Annotated in this window: 12 protein-coding genes; 1 reads left to right on the top strand and 11 read right to left on the bottom strand. The window is 49.9% G+C overall.

Annotated elements, in window-relative coordinates; all coding sequences use genetic code 11:
• Positions 1 to 20 precede the first annotated feature (20 nt).
• The 7 genes from VXK30_RS03655 to VXK30_RS03625 all read right to left on the bottom strand — a co-directional run bounded on the left by VXK30_RS03655 (position 21) and on the right by VXK30_RS03625 (position 7,809).
• On the bottom strand, positions 21 to 1,373 hold the full coding sequence (locus VXK30_RS03655) for an aspartate aminotransferase family protein (protein ID WP_275716336.1): 1,353 nt from the start codon (positions 1,371 to 1,373) through the stop codon (positions 21 to 23).
• A 115-nt stretch (positions 1,374 to 1,488) separates the two neighbouring features.
• A complete protein-coding gene (locus VXK30_RS03650; RefSeq protein ID WP_275716334.1) occupies positions 1,489 to 2,526 on the bottom strand; it encodes a branched-chain amino acid ABC transporter permease in 1,038 nt (345 codons plus the stop codon).
• A 17-nt stretch (positions 2,527 to 2,543) separates the two neighbouring features.
• Positions 2,544 to 3,413, bottom strand: a complete 870-nt coding sequence (locus VXK30_RS03645) for a branched-chain amino acid ABC transporter permease (RefSeq protein WP_275716332.1) — start codon at positions 3,411 to 3,413, stop codon at positions 2,544 to 2,546.
• Positions 3,414 to 3,424: 11 nt separating this feature from the next.
• On the bottom strand, positions 3,425 to 4,132 hold the full coding sequence (locus tag VXK30_RS03640; protein WP_275716330.1) for an ABC transporter ATP-binding protein: 708 nt from the start codon (positions 4,130 to 4,132) through the stop codon (positions 3,425 to 3,427).
• Positions 4,125 to 4,913, bottom strand: coding sequence for an ABC transporter ATP-binding protein (locus VXK30_RS03635; RefSeq protein WP_275716328.1), 789 nt, complete (start codon positions 4,911 to 4,913; stop codon positions 4,125 to 4,127). The genes VXK30_RS03640 and VXK30_RS03635 overlap by 8 nt, the downstream gene beginning before the upstream one ends.
• A 160-nt stretch (positions 4,914 to 5,073) precedes the next feature.
• Entirely contained in the window at positions 5,074 to 6,312 is a 1,239-nt protein-coding gene (locus VXK30_RS03630; RefSeq protein ID WP_275716326.1) for an ABC transporter substrate-binding protein, read from the bottom strand.
• Positions 6,313 to 6,648: 336 nt separating this feature from the next.
• On the bottom strand, positions 6,649 to 7,809 hold the full coding sequence (locus tag VXK30_RS03625) for a PucR family transcriptional regulator (protein WP_275716324.1): 1,161 nt from the start codon (positions 7,807 to 7,809) through the stop codon (positions 6,649 to 6,651).
• 388 nt (positions 7,810 to 8,197) lie between these two features.
• Between VXK30_RS03625 and VXK30_RS03620 the strand changes: the two genes are divergently transcribed.
• Complete coding sequence (locus tag VXK30_RS03620) at positions 8,198 to 13,522, top strand: leucine-rich repeat domain-containing protein (RefSeq protein WP_275716322.1); 5,325 nt, start codon at positions 8,198 to 8,200, stop codon at positions 13,520 to 13,522.
• 264 nt (positions 13,523 to 13,786) lie between these two features.
• Here VXK30_RS03620 and VXK30_RS03615 read toward each other — a convergent pair whose 3' ends face one another.
• Genes VXK30_RS03615 through VXK30_RS03600 form a run of 4 tightly spaced genes read right to left on the bottom strand, consistent with a single transcriptional unit; the run spans position 13,787 to position 17,375 of the window.
• Entirely contained in the window at positions 13,787 to 14,851 is a 1,065-nt protein-coding gene (locus VXK30_RS03615; protein WP_275716320.1) for a transaldolase family protein, read from the bottom strand.
• 14 nt (positions 14,852 to 14,865) lie between these two features.
• Positions 14,866 to 16,179, bottom strand: a complete 1,314-nt coding sequence (locus VXK30_RS03610) for an L-fucose/L-arabinose isomerase family protein (protein ID WP_275716318.1) — start codon at positions 16,177 to 16,179, stop codon at positions 14,866 to 14,868.
• Between the two features lie 24 nt (positions 16,180 to 16,203).
• Entirely contained in the window at positions 16,204 to 16,884 is a 681-nt protein-coding gene (locus tag VXK30_RS03605; RefSeq protein WP_275716315.1) for a transaldolase family protein, read from the bottom strand.
• Positions 16,881 to 17,375 carry an RpiB/LacA/LacB family sugar-phosphate isomerase gene (locus VXK30_RS03600; protein WP_275716313.1) on the bottom strand — a complete coding sequence of 165 codons (495 nt, stop codon included), beginning with the start codon at positions 17,373 to 17,375 and terminating at the stop codon, positions 16,881 to 16,883. The genes VXK30_RS03605 and VXK30_RS03600 overlap by 4 nt, the downstream gene beginning before the upstream one ends.
• Position 17,376: the final 1 nt, after the last annotated feature.

The raw sequence follows: 17,376 nt of genomic DNA, 5'->3' as shown, positions 1-17,376 counted from the left end.
CCCCTTTCCATACGGTTTCGTCACATACACTTTTGTATCGCGTCTTCCAAAATCGAAAGGCCCGCATCCAGCTGCGCGTCCGTGATTACGAGCGGGGCCAAAAAACGGACGACATTTCCATAGGTACCCGCGTTTTCAATCAGCAGGCCGTGAGCGGCGCATTCTTTGATCAAGGCTGAAACAAGCGGAGCGTTGGGCTCCTTTGTTTTCTTATCTTTGACAAACTCAATTCCGACCATTCCGCCAAGGCCTCTGACGTCTCCGACAACCGCGTATTTTTCCTTCCATTTATTGAACGTCGTCCGGATTTTCTCGCCGATTTCCAGAGAACGTTCGCACAAACGATCCCTTTCCATGACTTCGATCACCTTCAGGGCCGCGGCGCAGGCAAGCGCGTTTCCGCCAAAGGTTCCGCCGATCACGCCGGCCGGAACCGCGTCCAGAATTTCAGCGCGGGCTGTAATCGCGCTCAGCGGCACGCCGCCGGCGATTGATTTGGCGGAGGCAATGATGTCCGGCTCGCAGTCCGCTTCTTTCCAGTAGCAGCTTGCAAACATTTTACCCGTGCGCCCAAAGCCCGACTGGACCTCGTCCGCGACCAGAAGAATCCCTTTTTCATCGCAGATTTTGCGAAGCGCTTTCACCCATTCGATTGGCGCGGGGATAAATCCGCCTTCTCCCTGCAGGGGTTCGACCACAACGGCGGCGACCTGATCGGCGGGCGAGGCCTCTTCAAACACTTTGTAGATTTTTCCGATATAGTAATCGATTGCTTCCGCTTCCGTCATATTGCCCGGGCATCTGTAAAGATAGGGAAATTCGGCGCGATAAACACCGTCCGGAAAAGGTCCCATCCCCAACGCGTACGATTTCTTTGACGTCATGGCCATCGTCAGCATGGTCCTGCCGTGGAAGGCGCCTGAAAAAACGATGATATTGGGCCGCTTCGTATAGGCCTTCGCAATTTTCACCGCATTTTCATCCGCTTCGGCGCCGCTGTTGGCAAAGAAGGTTTTTTTGACCGCGCCCCTTACGGGAACGATTTCATTCATCTTCTCCGCCAACGCGACATAACCTTCATGCGTTACAATATTGAACATTCCATGAAAATATTTTCCGGCCTGCTCCCTGACGGCCTCAACCACTTCCGGATGGCAGTGGCCGATATTCAGCACGCCCACGCCGCCGATCCAGTCAAGGAAAAGGTTTCCGTCCAGGTCCTCTATCATGGCGCCCTGTGCCCGTTTCATTGCGCAGGGGTAAACACATCGGATCGCTCCGGGCGTCGCTTTTTCCCTCCTTGCGATCAAGGCTTCGGATTTTTCACCCGGCACGGTTTTTGTAATAATCTTTGGCAGCTCGTCTTTCAGCATTTCGATTCCTCCATAAAATATATCATTTATTCCAGACGTTTTCCAAAACGTCGAAACCTGCGGTAATTCAGTCCGTTCTTCCCATTTTCCCGGAAAAGCCCTGCGGTGTCAGCCGTCACTTCGTCTGGGCTGCTTTGCCGGATTTTTTATTAAAATGTTTTTTCAGCTTATTGGTGCCGCTGGTAAATTCCGATTTGCTGTTTAAAACTCCGCCGGGAAGAAAGATCATTACCAGAATTAAGATCCCTGCGTAGATAAACAGCTTATAATTGGCAAGCGATTTTAAGGATTCCATTAAAATCGTAATAAAGAAAGCGCCGAAAATGGGACCGCTGATAATCCCTGTGCCGCCGAATAAGCTCATCGCGATAAATTCCGTCATCAGATTCTGACCGAACATGGCGTCCGGAGTCAGGATTTTCATATAGTGCGCATAAAAAGCGCCAACTACGCCGGCCATGAACGCGCTGACAACAAAAACCTTGATTTTGGTTCTGGCGATATTTACCCCGATTGCCTCCGCCGCTTCCTGCGATTCGCGAATGGCTTCCATGGCCAGGCCCGTCGGAGATTTTACGATGTAAACGCAGGCGCCTACAATCACCGCGAAAATGATAAGGATTAAATAATAATATGGGATTTTATCGACGCCGCTGAAGTCGATTCCGGAGATGTTTTCATACGAACGGATCTGCCAGAAGCCGCTGGAGCCTCTGGTCCAGGTCTTGAGGTTTGTAAAGACAAGCCTGACGATTTCCGCCAAAACCATGGTCGCTATGATGATATAAGGCGCCTTTTTCAGCCGCAGACAGGGGACGGCAATCACGACACTGACCAATGCCGCGCAAACGCCGCCGACCAGAAAGCCGAGCCAGGGGGATGTTCCGGCATACAGGCCGAACATCGCCGTAGCATACGCGCCGATCCCGAAGAAAACCTGATGGGCCATGCTGAAAATCCCAAGATAGCCCGCCACCAGGTTCCAGGAGGAAGTAAGCGCCGCCCAATAAAAGCACATGATGAAAATGTTCAGGAAATAGTTCTGCTGGCTGTTGTCACAAACCAGACGGATCAGGACCGGCAAAATGAGCAGCACCAGGAAAAACGCGGCGGAAGCATTCCTTTTGGACTTTTTATGATCAAATAGTTTCATGATTGTTTCTCTCATATCTAATGTCCCTTCTTTTCAAAAAGTCCATTCGGCTTAAACCAGAACATGAGAATCAGCAGGCTGTAGGCCAGGACATTCTGCCAGTCCGTTCCGATATACTGTACCGCAAAGCTTTCGATCAATCCCAGCAGAAGTCCGGCTACGATGGAACCGCCGATATTACCGAACCCCCCGATGACGCAGACCACAAAGGATTTCAGCTGAATGCTGGCGCCCATCCAGGGGTTGATCCCGTAAATCGGAGCGAGCAGGCCGCCGGACAGCGCCGTCATCCCGGCGGCTAATCCGAAGGTAAACATATAAATCTTTTTCGTGTCGATTCCCATCAGGGTCGCGGCGAACGTGTTTTGCGAGGTTGCCGAAATCGCCCAGCCAAATCTTGTTTTCCGGATGAAAAGCATGGCGGCGAACATAGCGAGAAACGCCACGATCACAACGATGATCCGCTGAGCCGCCAGGGTAACGCCCAGAAATTTGATAATGGCGTCGTTAAAATAGGGGACGCTTTTATATCTCTCACCGTAAATCAACTGTACGAAATTCTGCAGCAAAATGGATATTCCAAGCGTAATAACAAACGGGGAATTCCCCATGCTGTCCCGTGTCAAAGCCGGCGTAAGGACTGCGCGCTCCAGGATCATCGCCAGAACGGCGGCGACGAGAACCGCAAGAATGACGGCCGGGATTACGGGGACTCCAACCATGGTTAAAAAGGTATATAACAGATAGGCGCCCAGCATATAAAAATCGCCGTGGGCCACATTGATAATCTTTAAAACGCCCCAAATGATGGTCAGCCCCATCCCCAGAACCGCGTAATAGGAACCGGCGACCAAACCGTTGATTAAATTCTGTAAAAAATTTGTCATAATGTCACCCCTTACAGCCCGAGATACAGTTTCTGTATCTTGGGGGACTCCAGCATCTCATGGGCGTTCCCCGACATTTTGATTTCGCCGGTTTCCATAACATATGCCCGATCGGCCGACTGCAGCGCCATATTGGCATTTTGTTCCACGATCAGAACCGTAATGTTTTTTTCCTTATTGATTTTACCGATGATGTCGAAAACAAGGTCGACAATATTGGGGGCCAACCCTAAGGACGGCTCGTCCAGCATAAGAAACTTCGGATCGGAAATCAAAGCTCTCGCAATGGCGCACATTTGCTGTTCCCCGCCCGACATGGTACCCGCGAGCTGATTCAAACGCTCCTTCAGCCTCGGAAACATATCCATAATCTGCGTGAAGGATTCGCTTTCGGCAACTTTCCCTTTCTTTGTGTAGGCTCCGAGCAATATGTTTTCCCTTACGGTCAGCTCCGGGAAAAGATGCCTGCCTTCCGGTATCAGCGCAATTCCCTTGGAAACAAGCCGATAGGCCGGAACATTCATGATATTTTCGCCGTTCAGCTCGATGCTGCCGGAGCGATTTTTGATGACGCCGCAGATTGTTTTCATCAATGTGGTCTTGCCCGCTCCATTGGAACCCAAAATGGTTACGATTTCGCCATCCCGCACTTCGAGACTGATATCGTACAATACCTGCACATCGTCGTAAAAAGCATTTAAATGGTCGATCTTAAGCATGCTTGACCTCCCTTTTATTTCCCAGATAAGCGCTGATCACATCGGGGTTTTTTATGATCTCCGCCGGTTCGCCTTCCGCGAGCTTTTCTCCGTGGTTCAGGACCAGAATCCTGTGGGAAACGCCCATGACCGCTTTCATAACATGCTCGATCATCAAAATGCTGACTCCGGATTGATTGATGCTTTTGATGATCTCCATCATATCGACAACCTCCGTCGGATTCAATCCGCCGACGACTTCATCCAGAAGCAGCAATTCCGGCTTCGTGCTTAACGCCCTGGCAAGTTCGAGCTTTTTTCTCTGGGATACGTTGAGGCTGCCGGCCGGATCATTGATTTTATCTGAAAGCCCGACCTTTTCTATCAAATCATAAGCTTCTTTTTCACAGTCTTTGATAGAGCTTTTCTTTTTCAGGCTCTTGCCATAATAAGCCCCCACCATGACGTTTCCAAGAATGGAAATGTTTTCGAACGGCTTTGTAATCTGAAAGGTTCTCGCGATTCCCATGCAGCAGCGTTTGTCCGGCCGCATGCCGCGCACCGACGTTCCGTTGAAAAGAATCTTTCCGGAATAAGTCTGGTAATAGCCCGTGATGGTGTTGAACAGCGTCGTCTTTCCCGCGCCGTTCGGCCCGATAATTCCTAAGATACTGCCTCTCTCCAAATCAAATGAAATGTCATTGAGGGCCATAAAACTGTCAAATTTCATTGTGATATTGCGAACGCTTAAAATCATATTTTCTGCCATTTTGTCCTCTTTTCCCAAATCATGTGTCAGCATTGGGCACCGTCCCACAACACTTTGAAGCCGCATCGCAAAAGTTCCCGTAAAGGCTGAACCGATTTTACCGCCCGATTTTTTCACCGCTGCCGAAAGAGCATATCTTCCTCAGAAAATATGCCCTTATCAAGCAGAAGCGGACCAAAATTCTATGGAAAACTCATCCTTGTGAAGGCCACACGACTTTATTGCTTCCGCTGTCGATCTTGCAGATTTTGATCGGAATGAAATCCGCGCCGTCTTTGCCCGTATGGGTCTCAGGATCGAACGAATAGGTTCCTGAGTATCCCTTATGATCAAGGCTCAGCAATGCCTGCGACAATTGCTCCCCTTTTGTGGTTCCGGCCTGTTCCATTGCCTTCAGCACTTTCATCATCATATCGTAGCCCTGAATATTGTCGAGATTGACTTTATCTCCGTTGTGCGCCTTGAGTTTTTCCGCAAACTCCTGAATGCCTTTATCTTCTTCATTGATCAAAAACGGAGTCCAATACAAACCGTTCGCCAGGTCACCGACCTGACTGACAAATTCTTTCTGAGACGGATAATAAATCGCGAAGTGGGTAGCCCCGATTCCGTTTTCCTGATACTGCTTCACAAGCGCGGACCCCGCAGCGGTGGAAGTAAAGCAGGAAACCAGAAGATCGCTTTTCTTATTTTTAATATTGCTCAATACCGAGTAGAAATCCGTTGTATCCATGGGCACGTAATCTTCAGAATCGATCGTATAGCCCGCCTGTGTCAGCAATTCTTTGCAGGCGCCCAAATTGGACCGGCCGTAGTCGGAATCTTCTCCAAGCAGGGCGACCTTTTTATCGCCGGCATCCAGTTTTCCGGATTTGGCCATGTCTATGATCGAATTTGCGATCGCGTTGCCATACGCTTCGCTGTTAAACTCAAATTTGAAGAAATTTTTGTAGCTGTTCGGGTCGGAAACATATTTCTTTGAGATTTCGGTACTTACGCATTCGAGGGTCGCAACACAGATATCGGTGGTTTTGGCGACTTCCATCGCCGCAATGCCGACGGAGCTGTTGATCGTATCGGCCCACAGAAAATCGACATTATCCACGGAAACCAGTTTCTGGCAGTTGGAAAGTCCCGTCGCCGTATTCGTCTGGCTGTCGTAGAAAATCGCTTTCACCTGCTTCTTCGCGCCGTCGACCTGAATACCGCCCGCTTTATTCACGTCGTCAATCGCCATCTGAATGCCGGTATTAATTGCAACGCCTGACTCGGCGCTTGTTCCCGACGTAGGGCCGGATACGCCAATCTTGATCGTATCGCCGCCGGACGCCGCATTGCTTGCCGGCGAGGAAGTCGCACCATTTGTTTGACCGCATGCACCCAAGCTTACGGACAGTGACACTGCCAACAAAATAGATATGATTTTTTTCACTGTTCTTTCCCCCTTAGAGATGGTTGAATTTTTGAAGTCCTGTGTATGATAAAAGCAAAGAGCCTTTATCCGGATGAAGAAAGCCCCTTTGCTTTTAACCGCCAATTCCTGATATTATGATTTTTGTTTTTTTTGCTGCTGAGATTCTTTTTGATTGAATAAATATACAAATTTAATGAATAAAAAAAGGGCAAAGAAACTCCCGTTTAAGGAATAGCTTCTTTGCCCTCAATTTATAGAATTTAGTGTATGCGTCTTATTTAAGGACGATTATAACAGATCATATGCGGATTGTCAACCGACATGATTGCGAATTATTTTGTGCATATGCACAATTTACAAAAGATCATCCATAAAAATACTCAGATGAATTTTTAGTCTGTCTTCCCAATTTTCCAAATTTATATTACATATTTTTTCAATTTTTCTCAATTGGTAATTGATTGTGTTTCTATGGACAAAATGGGAGCTGGCCAGTTTCTGAATACTTCCGTTCATTTCAAAATACTGCTTTAACAGTTCACAGCAGTTTGTATGGTTCGCTTTATCATATTCGGCAAGCCGGCCATAGGTATTCCTGTAAAAGTCTTTGATTTCATCCTGCGATCCGACTGCCAGAATCAATTTGTAAATAACTTCCTCGTCATATTCCATCATTTCCCGGTTCTTACCGACAGCCAGCTTCAGCATCGCGTTCAGACGTTTATAATAGTCGCTCAGGGATTCAACCGGTAAATTCCTCGGGGAAAAAACCGCGTTCAGCTGAAATTGTTTTGAATACGTCTTTTGAAGTTTCAGAAGGCTCTGTTTGATCGAATCAATTTCCCCTTCGTTATAATTCGCAGATACCATATAAATACGTCTATCCCTCGTAAAAAGGACAAAGGAGGCGTTGATCCTGTTTAAATCCTCGATGAGCTTATCGGTTGCAAGGTTGATACAGTATTCCATTTTCTCTTTCTGGCCGGTCTGCAGAGCCAAAGCGATCAGGCAATATCTGGTTTCCTCTCCAAATCCGTTTCTGGCCAGTATTTTTTTGTATACATCCTGTTCCTTAGGTGAAAAAATAGCATTCTGAACTGCTTCGGAAAGGTTGTCTTCAATCTGCTCTCTCTTCAAAATAGAACGTCCCATGTCATGCATGATATCAACAAGACGAACCTCCCATGGCAGTACAAAAAGCGGGAACCCTACTTTATTGCAGTATTGAATGATCCTGGGAGATATATTCTTTATATAAGGTCCGATATTAATGATCAACCCGCTTATATTCCTGTCATAAAGCTGTTCGCAAAAGGATATCAAGCCTTCTTCATCATGGTTTGCAACGCCGGTAGAAATAACCAACTCATTCTGTCTCTGGAAAGGAATCAGGTTGCTGTTTTCAACAATCTGGACCCAATCCACTAAATTAAAGATTCCTTCTTTTCCCGCAATCAGTTTGAGCTGGTACTTCGGGCCAATTTCAGAATATAATTTCCCCAGTAAAACCGCCATAATGCGCCTCCTTTAAACCATGAAGAGCGGAGGAGCTTCTAACCTTAACCACAACCGGCAATCGGCAGATTTTCATTCCGCTAAGGCTTGGACATAATAAACATAATAGATTAGTATATCACAATTTTACCGAAGAAAGATAAAAGATAATGAAAAAGGACAACAACTTGGTACCGCGGACTCTTGAAAATGCCATGTATGTTAGCGGACTGATGAACGTCTGGAACACAACCCATCAGTCTCGGTTTCCAACATAATCCGCCTTCCAGCTTGGATTTACATAAAAAGGGATATTTTTTGGAAATTATTGTGCATTGAAAGAAAATTTTGCTAACCATATAATAAAAATGAATAAATTATAAACAAGGAAGAGAATAAAGGTGGAACTATGAAAAGGTCAGCAAAATTTACCTCGGTTCTTTTAGCATTTGTCATTCTCATCAGCAGCCTTTCCAATGTGGCCGTGTATGCGGCGGCCAGTGATTTTCAAATCGACAGCAACGGGGTCCTCGTCAAATACAACGGCCCCGGCGGCGCCGTCACGATTCCCGACAACGTTACCTCCATTGGGGCCAGCGCGTTTTCTTATGATCACGCCCTCACCTCTGTAACAATTCCTGACAGCGTTACCTCCATCGGGGCCAATGCGTTCCGGCAATGCGACAGCCTGACTTCCGTCACGTTGGGGGACGGGCTTCAGAGCATTGGCTCTTCCGCTTTTGTGAACTGCATCGTACTCAAAGACATTGTACTTCCGAAGAGTCTTACCGAAATCGGGGAAGGTGCATTTTCCATGAACCACACACTCTCTTCTATCGTGATTCCGGACGGTGTCACTGTGATTGCGAATCAAATGTTTGAGAACTGCGGCAGCCTTGCCTCCGTTACCCTTGGAAGCCATGTGACCCGTATTGGCGGCTCTGCCTTTGCAAACTGCAGTTCGCTTACCAGCATCGCGATTCCGGACAGTGTCACGGAAATCTGGAGCAACGCCTTCGACTACTCCGGCCTGACATCCATCACTTTGCCGAAGGGCCTGACGGAAATTCAAAGCGGCACGTTCCGGAATTCAAAACTGACGAGCATCGATATTCCGGAAGGAGTGACGAGCATTGACGATTACGCTTTCTCCTATTGCGCCGACCTTGCGAGCGTCACCCTCCCCCCGACGCTCACGAAATTCGGGACAGAGGCGTTTTACCAAACCAAATGGCTGCGGGATTACCCCTCCGACTTTGTTGCCCCCAATGGGATTTTAATTTATTACAAGGGAAAAAGCGGAGAGGTTACCGTCCCGGGCGAAATACATACGATCGGTTCCGACGCTTTTTCAGGCAATCTGTATCTGACCCACGTCACGCTCTCCGAAGGCGTAACGGAAATCAGCGACAACGCGTTTGAGCGCGACGCCAACCTCACCGGGGTTACTTTTCCGGAGAGCCTGACTAAAATCGGCACAAAAGCCTTTTCGGATTCCGGCCTGACCTCAGTCGTTTTGCCGAGCCGTCTGACCAGCCTCGGCAGCGGCGTTTTTTCTGACTGCGCGTCCCTGAAAAGCGCGTCCGTCCCCGCGAGTCTGCAGCAGCTCGGATACGGCACCTTTTCCCACTGCACCTCCCTTGAAAATGTACAGCTTGCGAAGGGTCTGAAAGAGATTGGCGGTTATGCCTTTGCAAGCTGCGGCGCCCTCAAGTCCATCACGCTGCCGGACGGCCTGCTGTCCATTGGCGAGAGCGCATTTTCGTACTGTAACGGCCTTACGAAAATCACCCTTCCCGATACGGTGACCAGCCTGGGCGGCAGAGCTTTTGAGAACAGTTCCCATCTGAACAGCGTGACCCTGTCCCCCAGACTGACTTCCATCAATGCCTGGACCTTTTTATCCTGTTACTCCCTGAATACGCTTGTGATCCCGGACGGCGTAAAGCGGATTGAAAGCAGCGCTTTCATAGGCAGCGCGATACACAGTGTTACGATTCCTGCAAGCGTTACCTACATCGACTCCAATGTGTTCAGCAGCGATATGACACCTGCCGTTTCAGGCTATGACAGAACCATGGCGCAGTCTTTTGCCAATACGCGCCAATATCGCTTCGTTTCCCTCGGTCCGGTGCTGAGCCCGGCAAAGACCTTCCGTCTGGATACTACCGGTACCTATGACTTCGGCCAAAGGGATACCTACACCTATCTGGTGAAAACCAGTTCCTCCACAGTGCCGACCGCGTATTCCAGCGATTCGGCCGCGGTTTCCGTCAGTTATGTGCAGAAGACTGCCGGCGGGTATCTGTTCCGCATCACACGGCTGAAACAGGGTCTGTCCGTCATTACAACGCGCATTGGCAACGAAGGAGCTTCCTTTACGGCGGTGGCCGGCCCGTCTGTCCGCTCGGATACGACGGCTCCCTTCACGGTGAAGGAAGGCGCTTCCTACACCTTTAAACTCACCGTACTCAGTACCAGTACAGCCACGCCGCAGTTCTCGGTAGAAAGCGGCAATGTTCTAAAAGCTCAATATGTCAGTAAAAGCGGCCGCGACTTCTACTACAAAATCACGGCGATCGGCCAGACCGGCGACTCCTCGCAGATTTTCGCAAAACTGCCCGGGGAAGACAGTGTGTCCTGCACCGTTACGATCGCTCCGACAAACGATTTTATAATCGACAGCAAAGGCGTCCTGACAAAATACAAAGGCCTCGGCGGCAACGTCATCATCCCGAAAGGGGTTACGGCTATCGGAAAACAGGCATTTGACGGCACCAATGTTACAAGCGTCGTGATTCCCGATACCGTGACCAGTATTGGGGATTACGCGTTCGATTTCAGTAAGCTTAAAAGCGTTACGATTCCAGACAGCGTCACCAGCATCGGAGTTTCCTCCTTCGGATACTGCAACGACCTGACCCAAGTGACGCTTCCGAAAAACCTGACGGAAATTCCAGACTACGGGTTCGAATATTCCCCGATCAAAAACCTTGTGATTCCGGATTCCGTCACGAAGATCGGCGCGCACGCGTTCGAGGACTGTACCGCCCTGACCTCCGTTACTTTGCCGAACCAGCTGAAAACCATTGGAAACAACGCCTTTGCGGGCAGCGCGATCGCCGCCATTACTCTTCCGGACAGCGTGACCTCCCTTGGAGCCGGCGCGTTCGACGGCTGCGAGGACCTTTCTCAGGTCGTACTCTCAAAGCAGCTTAAAGAAATCGGGGACAAAACGTTTAACGGCACGCCGATCACGGAAATCGGCATTCCGGACAGCATATGGAAAATCGGCAAAAATGCGTTCTATGGAAGCAAATTAAAGAGCGTCACCCTGCCGGACAGCGTGACTGAACTGGGAACGGAAGCGTTTTCCCATTGCCAGAATCTCACCGATATTACGCTTTCCAGAAAATTGAAAGCGATTCCGGAAAATGCCTTCTATTACTCCCGCCTCACCGGAATCACGATTCCGGAGGGCGTTGTCAGCATTGGGAAATCCGCTTTTCAGGAATGTTTTTCTCTGAAAAGCGCCTCGATCCCGGACAGCGTCATCAGCATCGGCGACAGCGCTTTTTACGACTGCGGCCAACTGGCTGAGGCGAACCTCCCCAAATATCTGACCCAAATAGCCCCGGGAACGTTTAAAGACACGAAACTGTCCGCCGTCACGATTCCCGATAAAGTAACGTCCATCGGAGCGGAAGCGTTTCACGGCGCCCCGCTGACCAGCCTGACCATTCCGGGCAGCGTGACCGAAATCGGGGATCGGGCCTTTTACGGTTGTTCCGTTCTGGCCTCCGTCACGCTGGAAAGCGGGCTATCCGGCATAGGGGACGCTGCTTTTTACGGTTGCCCGTCGCTGGCGGAGGTGGTGCTCCCGGACAGCGTTACCCATCTTGGAAGCGGTGTTTTCGGCGGATGCAAGTCCCTCACATCCGTTACGCTGTCCAGCCAGCTTTCAGAAATCCCGGATTCTGCTTTTTCCGGAACAGCGATCACCGACTACACCGTGCCGGAGGGCATCACCCACATCGGGGCCCACGCGTTCAACAACCAGAAACTCAAGAGGGTCGCTTTACCCTCCAGCCTGCGGGAAATCGGCGACTGGGCGTTTGCGAACGATCCCCTCACCGAAATCACTTTGCCGGACGGCCTGAACAGAATCGGGTCCTATGCCTTCGTAGGCACCGGACTGTCGGAGATCGTTTTCCCGGACCAGCTCAGGGAAATTGACGACCACGCATTTTACAACTGCCTGAATCTTACCGGCGTGACCATGTCGCCGGGCGTGACCGACTTTGGGGATTCCATCTTTAAAGGCACCCCATGGGATCAGAACTTCACAGGCGATATGATGATCTTCAACGGCGTCCTCTTTTCCTACCGCGGAAGCGCGGCTTCGGTCGTAGTTCCGGATGGGATTACGAAGATCGGCGACAGCGCTTTCCGAAACGACACGACGCTCACACAGGTGACTTTGCCGGAGGGCCTGACGGAGATTGATGACAACGCTTTTTTCCAGTGTACGAATCTGACCACCGCCGCCTTTCCCGAAAGCCTGAAGCACATTGGCGCATCCGCATTCAGCTCTACAAAAATCACGGAAGCGATTCTTCCCGAGGGGCTTGTGCACCTTGGAGACAACGCATTTTCAGGCTGCAAATCGCTTCAGAAAACCTCCCTCCCCGCGGGCCTCACGGAATTCGGAAAGGATACGTTCTCCGGCTGCGATAACCTGACGACTGCCGCCATCGAAGACGGCATTCAAACCATCGCTCCCGGTACGTTCCAATTCTGCTTCAATCTCAACGGCGTCGTTCTTCCGGACAGTATCACCAGCATCGGCTCGTCCGCCTTTGAATGGTGCGAAAATCTGACCGAGATCCACATTCCGAACCGCCTGACCGAAATTCAAGCCTTCACCTTCTCCGGCTGTCTGCGCCTGACCGATATCACGCTGCCGGAAACCGTCACCAGCCTCGGCGATCTGGCTTTTTACAACTGCTACGCCTTTGACACCATTACCATCCCGAAGAGTGTCACTTTCATCGATCCCAACGCATTCCAGAATGCCTTTGTGCAGCCCCCGTTCAACGGGATCACGGAGACGACGGGGCTGGTCATCCGGGGTTATGAAAACACGGCGGCACAGACTTTCGCGAACTCCTATGGGATCAAGTTCATCTTTATCGGCACGGCTCCTACCCCATCCAAGCACTTCGGCCTGGACACTGAAGGGACTTACGATTTCGGCGACCGGAATACTTACTGCTACATGGTCTGGACCTCTTCCTCCACCGTCCCGAAGGTTTCTTCCAGCAACCCGGCAGCGGTCACTGTGCGTTTTGAAAAGCAGACCCCCGCCGGTTATCTGTTCCGCATCAATCGCCTTGCGCAGGGCACTTCTGAGATTACTACGACGATCGGTTCCGAAAGCATTTCCTTCACGGCGAAAGCGGGCCCCTCGGTACGGTCGGACACGACGATGGCGTTTACTCTGAAAAAGGGGATGACCTATACATTCAAAATGACCGTACTCAGCGCCAGCACCGCCGTTCCGCAGTTCTCAGTGGGCAACGGCGCGGTGTTCCAGACACAATACGTCAGAAAATCCGGCAGCGACTATTACTTCAAAATCACCGCCACCGGAAATTCCGGAGCCGAGACCGGAATCTACACCACAATGCCCAGCGAAAACGCCGTGAGACATTGTGTTGTGAAAATTGCTTAATCATTCGGCCGGAGTGATTGTACCCTGCCCCGCGAACAATTTATAATCCCGCAAACAAAATAAAGAAAGAAAAGCCAAGGATTCCAGCGCTCTCTGACGAAGAGAAGTTGAAATCCTTGGCTTTATTTTTGGGTCGTTTTGATGAGAAAGATCAAAAAGAACTATTATATTGAAACTCAACCCAATGATGAATTCTTACAGTTGCCGTCGTTCAAAAGGGGATTCCCGCAAACCGGCAAAAAACACATGTACAGAATTGTTGTTTCAAATCATATAGCCTCTTATCAGCTTAACAAGGTCGTCATATCCCGAAAGGAAAGTAGAAATCGTATTGCGGAAGCCGCCGTATTTTTCAAACTCTTCGGGCTTCATTCCGTTTTTATCAAACGATTTGTGGAATTCTGACAGCTTATTCAGTTCATTTAGATATTTCGGGTTCACCGGCTCATCTATACGGTTCTTTACTTCAATATTGCATGCGTTGATCTTTTTATGCCACGCGTAATTGACCGTCATGGCGAGGTCGCCGCCGATCAGCTGTGACCAGTGGTAATGGTTGCGGTTCGCTGCGGACAGAAGCCTTGTCGTATAGCCTCGTTCTTTATAAATCCGGTAGGCCTCCTTGATGACGGCAACTCCGGCCCATTCCAGACATTCCGGATCAAGAACGAGATTTTCATTTTTCACATACTCTTTCAGCCAGTCATCCGTCCTGCCGATCATAATGGTACAGACAGGCGACATGTCCTCGACTGGAAGGTTTTCTTTTCTTCTTCTTTCCAATCCGCGCTCCACTGCTTCGGCCACAGCCACAGCCTGAGCTACGGTAAAGGAGACCGTTGCGTTGATGCTCACGCCGTGGTAGGTAGCTTCTTCCATCGCTTTGATGCCAGCTTTTGACGCGGGCATTTTCACCTGCATGTTTCTGCCGAGGGAATTAAGAAATATAGCCTGCTCCAGCATTTTATCCGCATTCCTGTAATACTTCGCGTTTACCTGAATGGAAAGCCTTCCTTTTTTCCCTTTGTATTTTTCAAATATCGGAAGAAGCTTTTTCGACCGCTCACGGCCCGCCTCATAGATCAGGCCCCATGCAATGTCGTCTTCCGTCGCGTCAGGCATCTCAGCCAGAAGCTCTTTGATCTTTTTCTCCCAAAAAGGAAGCTCTTCTTTAATGACCGCGCCAACAATAATCGGATTGCTTGTAGCGCCTACAATCCCGCGTTCCAGGCCGTAGTTCAGTTCTTCTTCGCCGCAGGAGTCCATCCAGACATCCGTATCGGGAAATCGAACGGCGGTTTCGTGCAGTTTTCCTTTATACTCACTCATCTCTTTACCTCCGGCTATTCTATAATTTCATAGTCCATCATCTTTGCGAACGCTCTCATGATATCTCTGTATTCGCCATACACCATCGTGACATGGTGCGCAAGGCCCGTGTACACTACCGTGTCTATCACCTCCGTGATATGCTGTTCGAATTTTACCTTGGCGTAAGTGCCGCAAAGCTGTTTTTCCATATCGACCGCTTCCCCGGCGGCAACGAACATCCTTGTTTTTCCGCGGGCGGTGTCGATACGCATCATGTTTACATGGCCGCTTTTCATAACAAAGCCTGCAGTCACGCCCTTTCCGCCTGCAAAATAGGTATCGAGCGTTCTTTCGCATTTGCCGTCCCAAAGATTGAGCGGTGCGACCCCGCAGTGCCACATCAGGGCAAAATCCTCTTTCAGGTCAACCTGCGAAAGGTCGGCGAGGAACGGCGTCTCAGCGCCCATAGCCCTGGCAGCCAGCATGGAGAGGGTCCCCTCTATGTCCCCCTCGCAGCCGAGGATCATTCCGCGGGACTGCAGGATGGACATGGTTGCGCACGGCGAGACACCATAGTTTGCCGCGTATTCCGGCCAGCAGCGGATGGCGGCGGCGGTGAGCTGATATTTTTGCATAAATTTCGCCGCGCTCACGCACAGACGCGCGACATTCTCAATCTGTCTATCGGTAAGCTCTTTACAGTTAAAGAGTCTGAGAATTTTTTCCCTCTCTTTTTTTACTTCGCTGTCGTCAACCGGCTGGGAAAACATATCGGAAATTTCAAAATGATCGATCAGGATACCCGTTTTCCGGTAAACGTCCAGATCGTCGGTTCCCACGTTGAAGAAACCATGCGCCCGATAGCCCACAAGCCCGATCCTCGCGTTTTCGACCGCAGCTTTTACCCGCAGCGCCGCAAGCCACGTCTTGTCGATGCTTCCGCCGATGATGCAGGTATAATGGTCGTTCCCCGCCTTATAGAGATTGGAGGCGTTCAGGTTCAGACCGCATACGGAATTGAGGCGGATTTTTCCTCCGTCATAGGGAAGCTCGTCGAACGCCCACAGCAGGATAGGTTTTTTTATGTATTTATTAAAGATCAGGGCCAGATGACCCAAATGGAAAGTGCCGCTGATGATTACAAGACCGTCCACATTATTCTTCAGCATCTTTTGGGCAGCGCTCTCAGCGTCCTCTATTTCGATTACCGCCTGCTCTTCAAATATCCATTCGACATCCGGTATTTTCTTCAGGTCTTCCATCGTTTTGTTATAAATTTCCTGGGCTGTTTTATAATCGTAGGTTGTCCTGGTCAGACATACTACTCCCACTTTAACCTTTTGCATATTTCGTTCCCCCTTTTCAGTGTGTCAGGACTGAACCGTACTGTCCCACGCTTTACGGAATACGTCGATGCCGTAAGCGGTGAACGGATGCTCAAAGCTCGCCTTGTAAACGTCAAGCCCACAGGTCACGATATCCGCGCCGATTTCGGCATAATCGCCGATCTGCTTTCCGTTGCGGACCGCCGCCACAATGATCTCCGTCTTAAAATCAAAGGTCCTATAAATTTTAACAATCTTCGCGATATATTCCAATGCGTCGTCTCCGCTGTTTTCTTTCCAGCCCACAAAGGGAGAAACAAATTTTGCCCCGAGCTTTCCGACGGGGATTGCCTGAGACGGAGAGAACACAAGCGTGACGTTGGTGCGCACATTCATCCCCTCCAGCTTCCTTGCGGCAATAAGGCCCTGCTCCGTACAGGGGACTTTAATAACATAATTCGGGGAATAGGAGGAAATCTTCTTTGCCGCGGCGATAATGTCCGCCGCTTTCTCCAGATGCGGATTAATTTCGAAGGACACAGGGAATCGATCGGCGCCCTCCAGCCCATTTTTCCTGATCCAGGCCGCCACATCCTTTACAATCTGCATAAAAGGCTTCCCGCTCAGCTTAATATGCTTCGGGTTGGTGGTAACGCCGTCGATCCCGTAGTTTTCATAAGCGTATTGAATTTCGTCCAGCTTTGCACTGTCTAAGAAATATTTCATTCTTTTCCCTCCGTCTGTTGATAAATTTCCTCTTCAATATTTTTCACCTGCTCGCGCGCACCCCTGAGGAACTTCTGCCGCCATTCCTCCAGATTCTGGGTAAATCCCGTATGCAGAAAGACATCGGCCATTTCACAGCCGAGAACCTCCCCGATCATCCAGCCGCCCATGGTCAGGATGTTCGCGTCGTTGATCGCGCGGCATTTTTCCGCCGCATAGGTACTTTCGCAGGCTGCCGCATAAACGCCCTTGAATTTGTTTGCAACAACGGACATACCCATGCCCGTTCCGCAAATCAGAATCCCGCGCTCAAATTCGCCGTCCTGTATCTTTTTTGCGGCAACAGGAGCGACCTCGTAAAACGTCATTCCTTTTTCCAGGCTTTGCGTTCCGCAGTCCTCTACCTCATACCCCTGTTCGCAAAGATGGGTTTTGATTGCTTCTTTCAGCGTAAAACCCGATTTATCTGAGCCGATAATAATCTTCTTCAAT

Origin of the sequence: Caproiciproducens sp. CPB-2 (assembly GCF_036287215.1) — a bacterium.
In the GTDB taxonomy this organism is placed as follows: Bacteria; Bacillota; Clostridia; order Oscillospirales; family Acutalibacteraceae; genus Caproiciproducens.
Note: the sequence above shows the minus strand (reverse complement) of the source record. Positions and strands in the feature narration are given on the sequence as shown.